At 68.5% G+C, this 16,013-nt stretch carries 13 protein-coding genes; 12 read left to right on the forward strand and 1 reads right to left on the reverse strand.

The annotated features are described in order from the left end of the window. The first annotated feature begins 65 nt into the window (after positions 1-65). From K8640_RS37415 to K8640_RS37470, 12 genes are all read left to right on the forward strand, one after another. Positions 66-1,238, forward strand: a complete 1,173-nt coding sequence (locus tag K8640_RS37415) for an AAA family ATPase (RefSeq protein ID WP_223751472.1) — start codon at positions 66-68, stop codon at positions 1,236-1,238. A 68-nt stretch (positions 1,239-1,306) separates the two neighbouring features. Then, positions 1,307-2,005 carry a hypothetical protein gene (locus K8640_RS37420; RefSeq protein WP_223751473.1) on the forward strand — a complete coding sequence of 233 codons (699 nt, stop codon included), beginning with the start codon at positions 1,307-1,309 and terminating at the stop codon, positions 2,003-2,005. Between the two features lie 151 nt (positions 2,006-2,156). Then, positions 2,157-2,804: a response regulator transcription factor gene (locus K8640_RS37425; RefSeq protein ID WP_223751474.1), complete on the forward strand. Its 648-nt coding sequence runs from the start codon at positions 2,157-2,159 to the stop codon at positions 2,802-2,804. A 35-nt stretch (positions 2,805-2,839) separates the two neighbouring features. After that, entirely contained in the window at positions 2,840-4,381 is a 1,542-nt protein-coding gene (locus K8640_RS37430) for an AAA family ATPase (protein WP_223751475.1), read from the forward strand. Continuing rightward, entirely contained in the window at positions 4,378-5,205 is an 828-nt protein-coding gene (locus K8640_RS37435; protein WP_223751476.1) for a hypothetical protein, read from the forward strand. Before K8640_RS37430 ends, K8640_RS37435 begins: the two co-directional genes overlap by 4 nt. Then, positions 5,202-6,863 carry a VWA domain-containing protein gene (locus tag K8640_RS37440; RefSeq protein WP_223751477.1) on the forward strand — a complete coding sequence of 554 codons (1,662 nt, stop codon included), beginning with the start codon at positions 5,202-5,204 and terminating at the stop codon, positions 6,861-6,863. The genes K8640_RS37435 and K8640_RS37440 overlap by 4 nt, the downstream gene beginning before the upstream one ends. Next, entirely contained in the window at positions 6,863-7,429 is a 567-nt protein-coding gene (locus K8640_RS37445; protein ID WP_223751478.1) for a hypothetical protein, read from the forward strand. Before K8640_RS37440 ends, K8640_RS37445 begins: the two co-directional genes overlap by 1 nt. Beyond that, on the forward strand, positions 7,426-8,736 hold the full coding sequence (locus K8640_RS37450; protein ID WP_223751479.1) for a coenzyme synthetase: 1,311 nt from the start codon (positions 7,426-7,428) through the stop codon (positions 8,734-8,736). The genes K8640_RS37445 and K8640_RS37450 overlap by 4 nt, the downstream gene beginning before the upstream one ends. Before the next feature lie 258 nt (positions 8,737-8,994). Continuing rightward, positions 8,995-10,353 carry an AHH domain-containing protein gene (locus tag K8640_RS37455; protein ID WP_223751480.1) on the forward strand — a complete coding sequence of 453 codons (1,359 nt, stop codon included), beginning with the start codon at positions 8,995-8,997 and terminating at the stop codon, positions 10,351-10,353. A 19-nt stretch (positions 10,354-10,372) separates the two neighbouring features. Continuing rightward, entirely contained in the window at positions 10,373-10,948 is a 576-nt protein-coding gene (locus tag K8640_RS37460; protein WP_223751481.1) for an imm11 family protein, read from the forward strand. Positions 10,949-11,422: 474 nt separating this feature from the next. Continuing rightward, complete coding sequence (locus K8640_RS37465) at positions 11,423-13,540, forward strand: ATP-binding protein (RefSeq protein ID WP_407940370.1); 2,118 nt, start codon at positions 11,423-11,425, stop codon at positions 13,538-13,540. A gap of 49 nt (positions 13,541-13,589) precedes the next feature. Then, the gene (locus K8640_RS37470; RefSeq protein WP_223751483.1) at positions 13,590-14,588 is read left to right on the forward strand and encodes an aldo/keto reductase; all 999 of its coding nucleotides are present in this window, start codon (positions 13,590-13,592) and stop codon (positions 14,586-14,588) included. Between the two features lie 2 nt (positions 14,589-14,590). On the opposite strand, the gene K8640_RS37475 is transcribed toward K8640_RS37470, so the two are convergent. Beyond that, the gene (locus K8640_RS37475) at positions 14,591-15,394 is read right to left on the reverse strand and encodes a radical SAM protein (RefSeq protein WP_370640436.1); all 804 of its coding nucleotides are present in this window, start codon (positions 15,392-15,394) and stop codon (positions 14,591-14,593) included. Positions 15,395-16,013: the final 619 nt, after the last annotated feature.

Genomic DNA, 16,013 nt, shown 5'->3' on the forward strand with positions numbered 1-16,013 from the left:
CATTTGCGTTCTGCTGGGCTGGAAGAGTTCCCGGCACCCGACGTGAAGCGCCCGAGCGAGCACCCATGATTCACGAGCTGACCCTTCAGAACTTCAAAGGCATCGAGTCGGCAAAGCTCGCCATGGAGCGCCTCACCGTCATCGTGGGTCCGAACGCCTCTGGCAAGACCAGCGTACTTCAGTCCCTGGATGTATTGATGGGATGCGCTCATCCATCAACTCGTCGTGGCGACCTTATGAAGACCCATGGCGGGCCTCCCGGATTGCGCAAACGGGGTTCAGAGGCAGAACCAACATCCATCCAAGCATCCGGACATTGGCGAGGCGAACCTGGGCACGTCGAGCTTTATCTCATGCCGACAGAACCGGCGCAGAACGGCTCTCGGGGCTTCAGGCCCGAAGTCAGAGGCAGGTGGGGCGGGATGCGATTCGATGTCCCTCCGCCTACCAGTCCCATTCAGAGCAGTGCACCGCTCGATTTGCTTGGACTGCCCCCAGTTCTCGACGATTGGAATGCACGGGCGCTCTTGCGGCTTGAGGGGCGCAAGCTCGCAGAAGCGTCATACACGGAGTCCCTTGAGCCACGAGTCGAGTCGGATGGGACGGGGCTTGCTTCAGTCCTCGCACAAATGGCCCTGAATCGCCCTGACACATTCACCGAACTTCTCGAAGCACTCCGCAACGTCATTCCGCAGGTGAAGCGCGTACGACTCTCTCTGGCGGAAGTGAAGAGACAAGAGGTCGAGACGCTCCGCATCGACGAAGATGCCATCGCGAGAACCATTCATCGCACCTACTCTGGGCATCGACTCCTTTTTGATCTGAACGGAGCCGCGAACATCTCCAGTCAAGGCGCAAGTGAAGGCACGCTGCTCGTCCTCGGGCTACTGACCGTCCTCTTCAGCAACCCACGCCCCAAGCTCATCCTCCTGGACGACCTCGACCGAGGGCTTCACCCCAAGGCCCAGAAGGACCTCGTGGCGCAGCTCCGCAAATTGCAGGAGCAAGACCCGGAGCTGCAAATCATCGCGACCAGCCATTCACCCTACCTGGTCGACCACCTCGACCCCAAAGAAGTCCGCCTCTCCACGGTCCTGCCTGATGGTGGCATCCGATTCGCAGAGCTGACTCAGCATCCGGAGTTCGAGCGCTGGAAGGAAGTCATGCGCCCAGGAGAGTTCTGGAGCACCGTGGGGGAGGGATGGGTGGCGGACGTGCAGGAGAAGAAGGAAGGATGAGCAGCAGCCCGACGTCCATCGTGCTCATCTGCGAGGGGCCGGGGGACCATCGAACGGTGCCCACTCTCGTGGACCGGATGCTGCGGGAGTCCATCGATTGGATGGAGCCGGAAGTACTCGCGGAACTTCGCGAGTGGCGAGGGCAGACGCGTGGAGAGAGCTACCTCCCCTGGAAGGAGGTCCACACGCGAGCGAAGGCCGCCAACATCCGCATCAACGGCCACTTCAACGGTGAACCCGGCGCTCACGATGCCTTCGTTGCCCGCAGGGCACTCGCGTTGCTGCGGGGATACGGGGACGCCCCCATCCACGCGGTCGTACTGGTACGAGACAGCGACAACGACGAGGCACAGCGGCGTAAGGGGCTGGAGCAGGCCCGCGCGGAAGTCAGCAGTCTGGGTCCCATCCTCATCGGCATCGCGCACACCAAGCGGGAGTGCTGGGTTCTCGCGGGCTTCACTCCCGAAACCGATGACGAGAAAGCTCGTCATCAGGAACTGCGCCAAGAGCTTGGCTTCGACCCATGCCTCCGTGCGGAGGAGTTGACCGCGCAGCAGGATGGCGCGAAGCGCGACGCCAAGCGTGTGCTCAAGCTGCTGACCCATGGAGTCGTCGATCGCGAACACCTCAGCATGATGCAGGCGACGATTCAGCAACTCGAGGAGCGAGGACGCGGCACGGGCCTGTCCACGTTCCTCTCGGAGGTCCGCGAGAAGCTGGTGCCACTCTGGACGGGGGCACCTCCTCCTCGGCCCAAGCACAAGTAGCCCGAGTCTCTTCAAACTTCTTCATGGTCGGGACGGGCTTCGCTCGCGACCTCTTCCAGCTTTGTGAATCCACTGCCTTCGCGTTCAGCCGTGAGCACTCACGGTTCCGGCGCGAGCGGCGCGTGGGGCACCTCGTTATGGAAGAGGCTCCGTGTTGGATGCATCCCTCTCACCCTTGCGTCTCGCGTTGGTCGCGGAGGACCCGCTCGCTAGGGGTGCGCTCTCACGAGTGCTCGGGGACCAGGGAAGCGAGCTGCAACTGTTGGCCTCGGGCACGCAGGTGGAGCTGGAGACCACACGCGGCGAAGCGCCTGACGTGGTCCTCTGGGACACCGGTCTGCGCCTCGCCGATACAGAGGCGAGAGTGGACGCGCCAGACCTGGGCGCACCGGTGCTCGCGCTGGTCGCGGACGACGCAGCGGGCGAGCTGGCACTCGGCGCGGGAGCCAAAGGGTTGTTGTTTCGCGACGTGAGCCCAGGCCCGCTCACGGCAGCGCTGTATGCGGTGGCTCGAGGGCTCGCGGTGTTCGACCCAGGGCTCTCGGAGCTGCGGGCCAGCGCGAAGACCACGGCCTCCGTGAGCACGAGCGCTCAAGGACCGGATGCCCTCACGCCAAGAGAGCGCGAGGTGCTCGCGTTGCTGGCGGAGGGCCTGTCGAACAAGGCCATCGCGGACCGACTCGGCATCAGCGAGCACACAGCCAAGTTCCACGTGAACGCGGTGCTCGCCAAGCTGGGTGTCCAGCGACGCACCGAGGCCGTCGTCCGCGCCGCGCGCATGGGCCTCGTCACGCTGTGAGCCAATCGCCTCGTCGATGCTAGGCTCCCCGCCGCATGGCGAACCAGGATTGGGTGTCGCGCCTGCTCTCCGGGCGCGCGTCGGTGGACAAGGGGCTCAACGTCCACCTCTCCGAGCGTGACGGCGGCAGCCTCCACGACAAGATGCGGCAGGCGTACTGGTGGATCACCAACAACGCCGTCATCTGCCCCTACTACGACATCGAGTTCGGCGGCTCCGCCGCCCTCAAGAGCAGCGCCGGGGACGAGCTCCACCTCCCCGAGGACATGAGCTACAGCTCCTTCGTCCTCATCCCCCTGCTCACCCTCTTCACCTGCCGCCGAGCCCTCCTCATCGGCGGACCCGGCCGCGGGAAGACCACCTCCGCCGTCCTCATGGCGCTGCTGTCCGGCATGTCCCGCGAGGACATCCACCGCTCCATCCAACGCGGCCACCCCCAGCTCTCCATCGCCGACCTGCTCGGCGCTCCCCTCCCCTCCGACATGCTCAAGGCGGAGGACCTCTCCGCCGTCAAGGTGAGCTGGCGCAAGTGGATCACCCAACGCGTCAAGATCATCGACGAGTACAACCGCATCCCCACCAAGACGCAGTCCGCCCTGCTCTCCCTCATGGCCGAGGGCTACGCGGAGATGATGGACCAGTACGTCTACGCGGGCCGCTCGTCCTGGTTCCTCACCGCCAATGACGACCAGGGCGGCGGCACCTTCCAGGTCATCGAGGCCCTCAAGGACCGCCTCGACGTCGTCGTGCGCGCCGTCCCCTTCAACTCGAACTTCATCGACACCCTCCTCCAGCGCATCGAAGCCGACAAGTCCCCCGAGGAGCTGCTCCCCAAGGACATCGTCTTCACCCCCGGCGAGCTGGAGCGCGCCTACACCTCCATCCTCGAGGTCGAGGTCCCCCGCGACGTCCTCGAGCGCGTGGCCTTCTTCCTCGGCCAGCTCGACTTCTGCCGCATGGCGTCCCCCCGCTTCGAGTTCAAGCACAAGGACACCCTCAAGCTCGCCGGGCAGACCGTGTCCGCCGTGTGCAACGAGCAGTGCCCGCTCGACAAGAAGGTGCACCTCTGCACGCAGACCGAGAACGGCGTCAGCGTGCGCGCCTACCAGACCATCCTCCACTACGCGAAGGCGCTCGCCTTCTTCCGCGGACACTCCGTCGTGGAGCTGGAGGACTTCCGTCAAATCGCCCCGTGGGTGCTGCACGAGAAGCTGGTCCCCAACACCCGCAGCGCCTTCTTCGAGGCGAAGGGCCACAAGCTCCTCCTCCAGGACCGCGTCGCGTGGATTCGCCACATGTTCGACATGGCCATGGGGCACCACGAGAAACACGAGCCCATCCGCCGCAAGGTGGGCGTGCTGCGCGAGGAGCTGGACAAGGGCCTGTCCGGCATCGACCTGCGCACCACCGAGAAGCGCCTCACCGCCGTCACCGCGCTGATGAACGAGCTGCTCACCAAGCAGGAGCTCTCCGGCCCCATCTACGAGGACCTCATCCACTTGAAGTCCATGTACAGCCGCTACCGGAACTACGCGACGTGGCTCAAGGAGAACCCGGGCGGCGGAGGTCGGCCGTGAGCAGCTACGCCGACGAGCTCGAGTCCAGCGCCCGCGCCCGCTACGTCCGCTGGGACGCGGACCTGTGGCGTGAGCTGATTCAAGGCCCCGCCAGAAAGCTCGGTGACGCCCTCACCCAGTCCGACGCCGCGCCAGAAGAAGCCGAGGAGTTCCTGCGCGCCTACCTGCGCCTGGGCGCCGAGGCCATCGGCCTGGGCTATCTCTACCCCGCCACCGCGGGACGCCAGAACTTCTTCACCCTCGCGTGGTCCGACCTGGTGCCCCGCCTGCTCACCGGCGTCCCCGCCCCCGAGCGCGCCGGCGTGCTCGCGCAGCTCTGGAACGTGGGCGAGAACCTGGAGTCCACGCCGCCGTGGGTGCAGCGCATCTTCTACCGCGTGAGCCAGCGGCTCGGCTCGCTCGCGGGCATCGAGGAGCGCCTGCGCGAGACGGCCGCGCTCGCGATGGAGCCTCCCGCCTCGAAGCTGGGCGACAAGGCCCAGCCCTTCCTCGTCGACCTGTCCCGCGAGGACAGCCGCTTCCTCCCCGGCGCGATGCACTTCCTCGCGCCCACCGTGCTGTGCGTGCACGACCGGCACCGTCACGCGGTGGCCGGACGCGAGGCCGCGACGCAGGGCCTGCTGCTCGCGGACACGCCGATTCCGCTCGGCGCCATGGGCTGCCGCGAGACGCCCGAGGTGACGCACCAGCACACGCCCCACCTGGGCGCCGTGTCGTGGAACGACCCGCGCGTGGACGCGTGGTACGCCACCCTCACCAACGACTGGCGCGCCGCCGGCACGCTGGACACGTCGCAGCACGTGCTGGTGCTCGTGCCCGCATGAGCCCGTCGCGCTTCACGCCCGAGCACATCGAGCAGTGCTGGCGTCAGGCGCTGGCGCTGTGGGACGTGCAGGTGCGGCTGAGCCCGCCGGAGCCCCACGTCCCCTTCCATCCGGACGCGGACCATGCGAACGAGCCGCTCGCGTACATCGACCTCGCCAGGCGACAGGTCTTCGTCCACTTCCAGCTGCTCCAATCCATGGGCGCGGCGGACAGTCTGTTGGCGGTGCTCGCGCATGAAATCGGCCACCACGCGAGGTTCCCCCACACGCTCGGCTGGGACGCGGAGCTGCGCGTCGTGGAGCAGCGGCTGGTCCCCGGACTGAAGCAGTCGCTCACCAACCTCTTCTACGATTTGCAGGTGAACGAGGTGGTGGGCCGCACCCACGCGGAGGACCTGTGCCGCGTGTACCGGGGCTTCCAGCGCACGCGCGGCGACACGCCGACGTCTCCGCTGTTCTTCTTCTACCTCGCCATCTACGAGGAGCTGTGGGGCCGCGCGCCCGGGGACCTGGTGCCCCCCGCGGCGATGGCGCCGATGGAGGAGCAGTTCCCCGGCCTGCGCGCGGAGGCGCGGATGTTCGCGCAGACGTTCTACGCGCTGCCGAACCCGCGGCTGCAGTTCCTGTACTTCTGCGCCGCCTTCATCCGCTACCTCGGCAAGCCCGACGAGCTGTCCTACGTCCTGCCGCTCGGCGATGACGTGTCACAGCCGGACGTGGACGACTGGGACGCCGCGCTCCAGAGCGGAGGCCGCTGGGAGGACGTGCTCGACGAGGCGCGGGAGCGCGGGTGGCTCGACGCGGTGCCCGACACGACGGAGCCGGACCTGCTGGACCAGATCCGCCGCATCACCCATCACCTGCCGGGCGTGGGGGATGGGAAGCTGCGCCAGGCACTCGTCGCGCGGCACTACCGGAGGCTCGTCGACCAGCACCTGGTGAAGCTGCCGTCCGCGCCGTCCCGCCCGGAGCCGTATCTGCGCACCACGCCCCAGGCCTGGGAGCATGGCGACGACCCGTCCGCCATCGACTGGACGTTGACGGTCCTCACGCAGGGACACCTGGCCGCGGTGTCGCCGCTGCGCCGCGAGCTGGAGGCCGACGTGCCGCCTCCGTCCGAGCTCGGCGTGCCCTCGGTGGAGCTCTACCTGGACACCAGCGGCTCCATGCCCGCCCCCGCGCAGCAGCTCAACTCGATGACGCTGGCCGCGCAGGTGCTGTCCGCCTCCGCGCTGCGCAAGAAGGCGAAGGTGCGCGGCATCATCTACTCGCATCACGCGCCCGTGGTCTCGCCGTGGATGTACGACGAGGAGCGGGCGCGTGACTTCCTCCTGGGCTACATCGGCGGGGGGACGCAGTACCCCTTCGACATCCTGGACGCGCTGTCCGAGGAGGACCCGGACGCGCTGCGGGTCATCATCTCCGACAGCGACTTCCTGGCGAACGTGACGGCGAAGGGAGCGATGGAGGCGCTGGTGCGCGCGACGAGGCGCTCGCGGCTGCTCGTGGCGTTCCTCGCGTTGGGGGAGGACCTGCGCGCGCGGCAGGTGCTCGGGCCGGTGTTGAAGGAGCGCAACTTCCGCCTGGTGGTGGTGAAATGGCTGTCGGACTTCGGCCAGGCCGCCGCGGCCCTGTCCCAGGCCCTGCTGGAGAAGTGATGGTCTTCGACGTCAAGGACATCCAGAAGCAGCTCACCGCGGCGCCCATCGTGTCGCCGTATCCGCACGACTTGGCGATGGCCATCGTCTGCGACACGTTCCGGCTCGCGGGCCTGAGGCCGCCGTCGCGCGCGGACTGGGAGGACCTGGAGCGGCGCTCGAAGCAGGGGGCGCTCTTCCGGGAGCAGGTGGTGATGCTCGCGTACGCGCTGACGTCGTCCTCGCTGCGGGCGGACACGGTGGCGTCGCTGCGCAAGAATGTCGACACGCCGAGGCTCCTGCGCGGGTTCTTCCTGGAGGTGGAGCCGCTGACGGCGGAGATGATTCGCTCGAACGCGTTCCGCCAGGAGGAGTTCCTGCGCAAGTGGGTGCACGCGGTGGACGGGCAGGTGAAGGACGAGTCGCCGAAGGAGTCCGCCGCGCGGCGCAACCAGCTCGACTACCGCACCGCGCTCCGGGAGATGGAGCGGGCGGAGCAGGCGAGGAAGAAGGAAGCGGACCGGCGCGCGAAGGAACTCCAGGAGGCGGCCCAGCGGGCGACGGACGCGCGAGGGTGGCGCGAGTGACGTTGGGTCTCCCGTCGGACGCGCGCGTGGCGCCTCGCGCGAACATCCGTCGGGACACCGCCTCTCAGCGGCCCCATGTGCCCTGGGCGAAGGCAATCGCCCGCGAGCTGTCGCACTTCGCGTCGCTCGAGGATGAAGCCGAGGCGCGCGCGGCATTGGAGTCGCGCCTGGGTGCGCTGCGGGACACGCTGCTCGCCTCGCCGTACTACACGCGGCGACTGCGGGAGGCCGGGTTGCATCCGGGGGATTTGCAGACGCTCGCGGACCTGGAGCACTTCCCCCTGCTGGAGCGCGAGGTGCTCGCCAGGCACTGGGACGAGGTGCCGCGACCGCTGGAGCCAGCGGACGAGGGCGTGGTGGTGCGCAGCTCCGGCTCCACGGGCGAGCCCGTGAAGGTAGTGCGGGACAGGCGGGACTGCCTGCACATGTGGGCGGTGCTGCGCTTCTGGCTGGAGCGAGCGGGCGCGGTGTTGCCGCCGCGTCCGCGCGTGGTGTTGCTCGACGCGCTGCCTGGAGGGCTGGAGTACTCGGTGCGGCTGCGCCTCCTCGAGGAGGGGGCGCTGCATCGAATCTCGGTGCTGCGGGAGGATGCGAGAGCGCGGCTGTGTCGGGTGCGGCCGACGGTCCTCTTCTCGGACCCGGAGGGATTGCGTTGGTTGGCGGAGCAGCGCGAGGTGCCCACGCCCGCGCTGGTGCTCACATCGGCGCAGCACCTGCCCGAGGACACGCGCGAGGCGCTGGCGCGCGGGGTGCCGGCACCGGTGCTCAACTACTACGCCTCCACGGAGACAGGTCCGCTGGCGTGGGAGTGCCTGCGGGGCGTGGGGCGCTTCCACGTCCTCGCGCCGGATGTGTGGCTGGAGCCGGGGAAGGACGAGGTCGTGGTGACGCGGCTGCGGCCCAGCGTGTTGCCGCTGCTGCGCTATCGCCCCGGGGATTCGGGCTTCGTGCAACGGGATGCGTGTGCCTGCGGCTTCCACGGCTGGACGCTGGAGGGCTTCGGAGGACGAGGTGCCTGTCACTTCACGACACCCACGGGTCGGCGGGTGGACGCGTGGGCGCTGGCGTGGGTGTTCAAGCACCACGCGCTGCGCGCCTTCCGACTGACGCAGGTGGAGGGCACGCGCTTCGAGCTGGAGCTGGCCGACGCGCGAGCGCAGGACGTACCCGCGCTGCGCGAGCGCCTCTCCGCCGCCCTGCGCAACCTCGGCTGGCGCGAGGCCCCGCGGATTGAAGTGCGTGCAGTGAGCGCCGAGTCCCTGTCCTCGGGCACCAAGCCCCTGCCCTTCCGCTCGCGGCTTCCGTAGTCGTCACGGCACGACAGTCAAAACAGACACCCCGGGCGGAGCTACCTGCCGCACCCGCATGACAGGCTGAGCTGTTAGATGTTGTGGCCCATGCCCCTCCATCGAACCCATTGGCTGAGGTGGGTTGTGCCCTGGCTGGGTTGCGCCACCACGAGCCATCCTTCCACGCAGCAAGCCTGGGACGGCGAGGTGGAGTGCGATGACCCATCCGTGCCTCAGCCTGTTCGGCGCTCCAGTCCATCGTCGTGGCGGAGTTCCATGCCGAGGGAACACCTCACGTCTCTTCGATGGGCGGCGCTGTTGCTCGCGCTGACCGCCATCACGGGCTGCTCGACAACGCGAGTCGTGCGGCTGGAGGCAGGACGTGACTCCTTCGTCATCACTCCGCGCGAGGAGCCAGGCGCGGCGGTGGAGGAAGCCGAGCTCGACGACGACGAGTACGAAGAAGCCATCACGGAGCTGGCGCGGGACGTGCGCCCCTCGCGAAACCCCATGCAGCAGGCCCGAGCCCTCTTCGGCGTTCCGTCTCGCAGCGGGGTCTATGGTTATGAGAGCGGTCCCCCTCGATTGACGCTCCAGCGTGGAGAGGAGGACAGCCCCCATCTGTTGGAGTCATACGCGGACGAGGAGTTGACGCACGCCTATGGCCAGTGGTGCGAGCGAAAGAGCAGGCCCGGCGACTGCTTGCGCTTGCTGGATGAGGGCCCTCTGCTGGCCAGTGATGGCAAGTTCACCTGGGCTTTTGCCATCGCGATGGACTCGGTCTGGGATGAGACCACCGAAGCACTGGAGGACATGGTGGACCCCGTCGCGGTCATGTCCACCGTCACGGCCGGCGCGACGATGTACCTCATGCTCTGGGCACTACCCGAGCCCTTCTCAAAGGGAGCCGCCGCGACGCTGACAGCCCTGGCCATTGCCTACTTGGGCGTGGACACCGTGTGGTGCCTGCTGGACGGGTGGTTGACCTTGGTGCGTGAGGTGGAGCGGGCCACGACCTACGCGCAGCTCAGCGCGGCGAGTGAAGCATATGGGGAGGTGCTCGGGGAGAACGCGGCACGCGTCTTCGTGATGCTGGCCACCGCCGCTGTCGGCAATACCGCGGGGTTGGCGGCGAAGGCCGGAGGGCTGCCGGGCTCAGCCCAGGCCGCGCTTGCCGTGGAGTCTCAGGCGGGCATTTCGTTCGCCGCGGTGGGCGGCGTGCGGAGCGTCGCAGTCTCGGCGGAGGGCTTCACCATCGCCCTCGCACCCAATGCCCTCGCCATGGCGGGGCGTGGCATGGGCAGCGACGTCGGAGAGCGCCACCACATCGCCACGAACAAGAACGACATCTCGAAGGCGAGAGGTGGCCCCTGGACACCCGCATTCCGGAAGCTCTTCAAGAAGGCCGGGATGGAGCTGAAGGACCCTGAGAACATCGTCGAGGTCAGGGGGCACAAAGGGCCGCATCCACAGGAGTACCATGATACGATTTTCGTGCGCCTTTCAGGAGCGATGGGAACCTGCCGCACGGTGGTTGCTTGCCGACAAGCCCTCACGGTCGAGCTGCGCCGCCTTGCCAAGGAAGTTCAGACCCCGGGCTCGGAGCTCCACAGGCTCTTGACGCGAAGCAAGTAGGGCCCTCGAGTAGACCACCATGGTGAATCCGTCGCGGTACTTCCGACTCAGGCCACAGATGCTGGGCGGGCAATGGTCCTTGGACGAGCCGCTCGACGAGCAGGGCAACGCGTTGGAGAACTGGAAGGAGTTCACGTCAGGACGGCCTGCCCACGTCCCTGGCCGCCTGGTGATTCCCATCGACGAGCCCGGGAGGCGGCTGGAGTTCAGCACCGCGGGCGCGGCCATGACTCCGGTCGTCCACGTTCGGGTCGCCACCCTCTTCGCGGAGCGGGCCCGCGCCGATGTCCAACTGATACCCGTGGACATCGAGGGTTGCCCCGAGCAGTACCTCATTCTCGTGGCGACCTCCCTGGTCAGGTGCATCGACGACAAGGCCTCCAGAGAGGTGTCGTACTGGACGGAGGAGGATGAGCGCCCGGACAAGCTCGGCATGTACCGAAGCGTCCATGGGATGAGGATTGACCCCACGAAGGTTGGCGGCGTCAAGGTGTTCCGCCCCTGGGGTTGGTCCGAAGTGCTCATCGTCTCCGAGGACATCAAGGTGGCGATGGAGCGCGCAGGCGTCACGGGAGCGGCGTTCGACGCGGTCTAGGGTCATTGGCGGCGCGTCACCCACCTGGCAGTACATACCCTGCCCCAGGACTCCTTCCAGCGCATGGACAGGACAGACGACCTGGACCTTCGTCGGATGCGCGCCATGCTGGATGCCCCCATGAATCCTCTCTGACTCATGCGCCGCCGCGCCATACACAAACAACACACCTGAAAGTCTTCATCGCCAGCGTCAGACAACTCCGGGTCAACGGCGCCCCGTCCGACTGGAATGCCGCCGTCCATTGAACACGTTCGTACGGGAGGCACCTCAGCGGAGCACCGAGCGTGTTCATTCAATCACTTGCATCATCTAGGGGAGCGGACACCCCGCCAGTCGTACCATCATGCGAGCCCTGCCTCTCACCGCGAGCGCTTCCCCATCGAGCGCCCACGGTGTCACCCCGTCGTGAGGAGGCCTCTCGCCTTGCCCACGCCCGTCTCGCATCTGGAACCCACGCGTCCGTCCGGCGCCATGCGCGCCCTGGCCCCGCTGTCTCCCGACCCCAGGAAGGCCTGGAGCTGGCTGCAGCGCTCCTGGCTCGGCCGCTACGGCGTCGCGCTGCTCTTCTTCTGCTTCGCGCTGCTGCTCCAACGGGAGCTGTGGCCGCTGATGTCCAACAGCCCCTTCCTCTTCTTCTACGGCGCCGTCATGGTCGCCGGCTGGTGGGGCGGCTGGGGCCCCTCCCTCCTGGTGACGACGCTGTCGCTCATCGCCGTGGACCACTTCTTCCTGCCGCCACGGCTCACCCTCCAGATGCGCTCCGCGGACGTGCTCGCCCTGGGCATCTTCGCCCTGCTCGCCATCTTCATCACCAAGCTCAACGTGTCGCTCAGCCGCGCGCTGGAGGAGCGCGCCAGCCTGCTCGAGCGCGAGCACCAGGCCCGCGCCGCGTCCGAGGCCGCCAGGACACGCCTGCACACCATCTTCATGCAGGCCCCCGCGCAGATCTTCTTCCTGCGCGGCGCCTCGCACGACTTCGACTTCTCCAACGCCCGCAACAGCTCGATGCTCAAGAACCGCGACACCCTGGGCAAGCCCTTCCAGGAGGGCGTGGTGAAGGTGGGCGAGGAGGACGCGCGCGACGTGCTGGACCGCGTCTACGCCACGGGGGAGCCCTTCGTGAGCGGCGCCGTCCCGCTGCGCTTCCTCCAGGCCGACGGCATGGAGAAGGAGACCTTCCACAACCTCGTCTACCAGCCCACGCGCGATGCCCAGGGCCAGGTGGACGGCATCGCCGGCTTCGGCTTCGACGTCACCGACCTGGTGCACGCCCGCCAGCGCGCCGAGGCCCTGGCCACCGAGCTGCGCCAGGCCGAGTTCCGCACCCGCGTGCTCGCCGAGGTCAGCACCGTGCTCGCCTCGTCGCTCGACTACGAGGGCACCATGCGCAACCTGGCGCGGCTGGTGGTGCCCGCGCTCGCGGACTGGTGCTTCGTGGACCTGGCCCAGCCCGACGGCACCTTCCGCCGCCTGGAGGTCGCCCACGCCCGGCCCGAGGACGCCCCCGTCGCCGCGGAGGTCCTCCACTTCAACCTCATGCCCGAGGGCAACCCGCGCCACCCCCCCACCGCCGCGCTGCTGCGAGGCGAGGCCATCCTCCTGGAGGAGATGACGCCCGCGCACATCAAGCGCAGCGCGCACAACGAGAACCACGCCCGGGTGATGCTGGCCACGGGGCTGCGCTCGTTCATCGCCGTGCCGCTGGTGGTGCGTGGCCACACCATGGGCGTGTTCAGCTTCTTCACCTCGTTCTCCAACCGCCGCTACACGCAGGCGGACCTCGCCTTCGGGCTGGAGCTGGCCTACCGCGCCGCGCTCTCCATGGAGAACGCGCGGCTGTACCGCGAGGCCCAGGAGGCCATCCGCCTGCGCGACGAGTTCCTCTCCATCGCGAGCCACGAGCTGAAGACGCCGCTGACGCCGCTGAGCCTCAAGCTCCAGGCGCTCTCGCGCGAGCTGGAGCGGCACCCGGACAACATCCCCTACGCCGTGGTGAAGGGCTACGTGGACACCGGGGCCCGGCAGGTGAAGAAGCTGGCGGAGCTGGTGGGCGACTTGCTCGACGTGTCGCGCATCGCCGCGGGCAGGCTGGCGCTGGAGCTGGAGGACGTGGACCTGGGCGCGCTCATCCACGAGGTGGCGTCACGGTACGAGGCCCATGCGGCCAGGTCCGGCTCCTCGCTCCAGGTGGAGGGCGGCGAGGCGGGGCTCGTGGGCCGCTGGGACCGGCTGCGGCTGGAGCAGGTGGTCACCAACCTCATCGACAACGCGGTGAAGTACGGCGCGGGCAAGCCCATCGTGTTGAGTCTGGAACAAGGCCCCAGCCGCGCGCGCCTCAAGGTGCGCGACCAGGGCATCGGCATCGCGCCCGAGCACCTGCCCCGGCTGTTCGGCCGCTTCGAGCGCGCCGTGTCGGAGCGGCACTACGGCGGCCTGGGCCTGGGGCTCTACATCACGCGGACGCTGGTGGAGGCCATGGGGGGACGGGTGCGCGTGGAGAGCGAGCAGGGCCGAGGCTCCATCTTCACCGTGGACCTGCCACGGGAGCGTGTCGTTCCTGTTGACGTGTCGGCGTCCCAGCCGCAGTAAAGGCCCCCTTGGACTCACGGGACGCCGCGCTGGCGGGAGGGATGTCGACATGGAGACACGGACACTCGGCAAGCAGGGCCTGAAGGTGTCGGCCCTGGGCCTGGGCTGCATGGGGATGTCGGACTTCTACGCGGGCCGGGACGACGCGGAGTCGGAGGCCACGCTGCTGCACGCGCTGGACAGGGGCGTCACCTTCTTCGACACCGCGGACATGTACGGCTCCGGCAGCAACGAGGAGCTGGTGGGCCGGGTGCTCAAGCCCCACCGCGCGAAGGTGGTGCTGGCGACCAAGTTCGGAATCGTCCGCGACCCGAACAATCCGCAGGCCCGCGGCATCAACGGCAAGCCCGAGTACGTGAAGCAGGCGTGCGAGGCCAGCCTGCGCCGGCTGGGCGTGGAGGTCATCGACCTGTACTACCTGCACCGCCTGGACGCGACGACGCCCATCGAGGACACGGTGGGCGCGATGGCGCAGTTGGTGCGCGAGGGCAAGGTGCGGCACCTGGGCCTGTCGGAGGTGGACGCGGACACGCTGCGGCGCGCGTCGAAGGTGCACCCCATCACCGCGCTGCAGAGCGAGTACTCGCTGTGGAGCCGCGAGCCGGAGGACGGCGTGCTGCAGGCGTGCCGCGAGCTGGGCATCGGCTTCGTGCCGTACAGCCCGCTGGGGCGCGGCTTCCTCACGGGGCAGCTCAAGCGCTTCGAGGACCTGGCCGCGGATGACTACCGCCGCAACTCGCCGCGCTTCCAGGGGGAGAACTTCACGCGCAACCTGGAGCTGGTGACGAAGGTGGAGGCGCTGGCGAAGCAGAAGGGGTGCTCACCGGCGCAGCTCGCGCTCGCGTGGGTGCTGGCCCAGGGGCAGGACCTGGTCCCCATCCCAGGCACCAAGCGCCGCAAGTACCTGGACGAGAACCTGGGGGCGCTCGCGGTGAAGCTCTCGGAGAAGGACTTGAAGGACATCGACGCCGTCGCGCCTCCGGGTGTCGCCGTGGGCGCGCGCTACCCGACGACGATGCAGAGCACGCTGCCGAAGTCCGGCAAGTAGCCTCAGGCCGGGGCGCCCGTGGGCCTCGCGCGAGGAAGCTGCGCGTGGGGCATCCACGGGCCGCTGGCGCCCAGGCAGTAGCGACAGGTGGCCAGGGGCGTGTCCCGCTCCAGCAGGCCGAGCATGCGCTCCAGCAGGTCCGGGGAGTCCAGGCGCACGCCGTCCACCTCGCCGAGCGCGGGCATCTGCGGATACGCGGGGCCGAGCACGGTGGCCACGTGGGGCGGACGGGTGCACGAGTAGAAGCGGCCCTGCTGGACCAGGTGGCAGCGGACCTTGAGCCAGCAGCGCGCGTGGACCTCGCGGACCTCGGCGTCGGTCGCGAGGGGCGCGTCCGGGGTGATTTGCTGGAAGGCGTCGATGCGCTTCACGGTGAGGTGGACGCGGTGACGCTCGCAGCGCTCGGTGATGCGGGCCAGGGACGCGTCCGTGAGCGGGGCCGAGGAGTAGACGGACAGGGTCATCCGGTCCAGTCGCTCGTAGACGGCGTCCGGTGCGCTCTGGGCGAGCAAGCCGTTGGTGGTGACGGAGAGCTGCTCGGAGATGCCGGAGGCGCGCGCGGCGTCGAGGACGCCTGCGAGGTCGGGGTGGAGGAAGGGCTCGCCGCCGGTGAGCTTGAAGACGCTGGGCTTGAGCACTCGCGCGAGGCGGGTGAGGTCGGCGCCGAGGGTGGCCGGGTCCACCGCCCACGCGGGCAGGTGCGGAGACATGGGGCAGCACTGCACGCAGCGCAGGTTGCAGTGGGTGACGACGTGCGTCTCCAGGGACCAGGTGAGGATTCGACCGTCGTGCAGCTCGTAACGCACGGAGGGGACTATAGCGGGGTTGCCGGCCAGGCCCGCGGCTTGCGACAGTCCCAGCGTGTCCGCGTCCCCCGGCGACCCGAGCGGCCCGCTCGCCATCCTGCCCTCCTACCAGGCCACGTCCGAGAGCACGGAGGCGTCCGTGTGGAGGTTGCTCGCACGGCGGCGTGCGGACGCCACGGGCCAGCCTCGTGACGAGCGCCGAGGGCCTGAATCCGAGGTGGGCCCCCAAGATGCGCCTCGGCGCGATGCAGGAGGGCTGGACCCCGACGCCGTCGCTGCGTTCCTGAACCACGCGCTCATGCCGCACCAGAGCCTGTTCGAGGGGGTCCACCGTGTGGCTCCGCCGCTGCCACGCGTTCATCGGGTTCTTCTCCGACGGGATGACGATGAACGCGCGACAAGGGAGGGGCCACCCCGGTTCACCACGCATCGCGAGGCCCACCCTGAGGACGGACAGGCTCGCGTCGCCACGCATCATGAGGCCCACCAGCCTGAGGAAGGGCTCGCGAGCATCGCCACGCATCGCGAGGCCCAGCGACAGAATGACGGACAGGCCCGCATCGCCACGCATCACGCGGCCCACCGACCTGAGGAGGGACACGCGCGCATCGCCACGCAT

This window comes from Myxococcus sp. XM-1-1-1 (assembly GCF_020037095.1).
Lineage (GTDB): Bacteria > Myxococcota > Myxococcia > Myxococcales > Myxococcaceae > Myxococcus > Myxococcus fulvus.

Coding starts and splice junctions, on each gene's coding strand:
- K8640_RS37415 (WP_223751472.1), top strand. CDS start 66: ATGATTCACGAGCTGACCCTTCAGAACTTCAAAGGCATCGAGTCGGCA.
- K8640_RS37430 (WP_223751475.1), top strand. CDS start 2,840: ATGGCGAACCAGGATTGGGTGTCGCGCCTGCTCTCCGGGCGCGCGTCG.
- K8640_RS37440 (WP_223751477.1), top strand. CDS start 5,202: ATGAGCCCGTCGCGCTTCACGCCCGAGCACATCGAGCAGTGCTGGCGT.
- K8640_RS37445 (WP_223751478.1), top strand. CDS start 6,863: ATGGTCTTCGACGTCAAGGACATCCAGAAGCAGCTCACCGCGGCGCCC.
- K8640_RS37455 (WP_223751480.1), top strand. CDS start 8,995: ATGCCGAGGGAACACCTCACGTCTCTTCGATGGGCGGCGCTGTTGCTC.
- K8640_RS37460 (WP_223751481.1), top strand. CDS start 10,373: ATGGTGAATCCGTCGCGGTACTTCCGACTCAGGCCACAGATGCTGGGC.
- K8640_RS37465 (WP_407940370.1), top strand. CDS start 11,423: ATGCGCGCCCTGGCCCCGCTGTCTCCCGACCCCAGGAAGGCCTGGAGC.
- K8640_RS37470 (WP_223751483.1), top strand. CDS start 13,590: ATGGAGACACGGACACTCGGCAAGCAGGGCCTGAAGGTGTCGGCCCTG.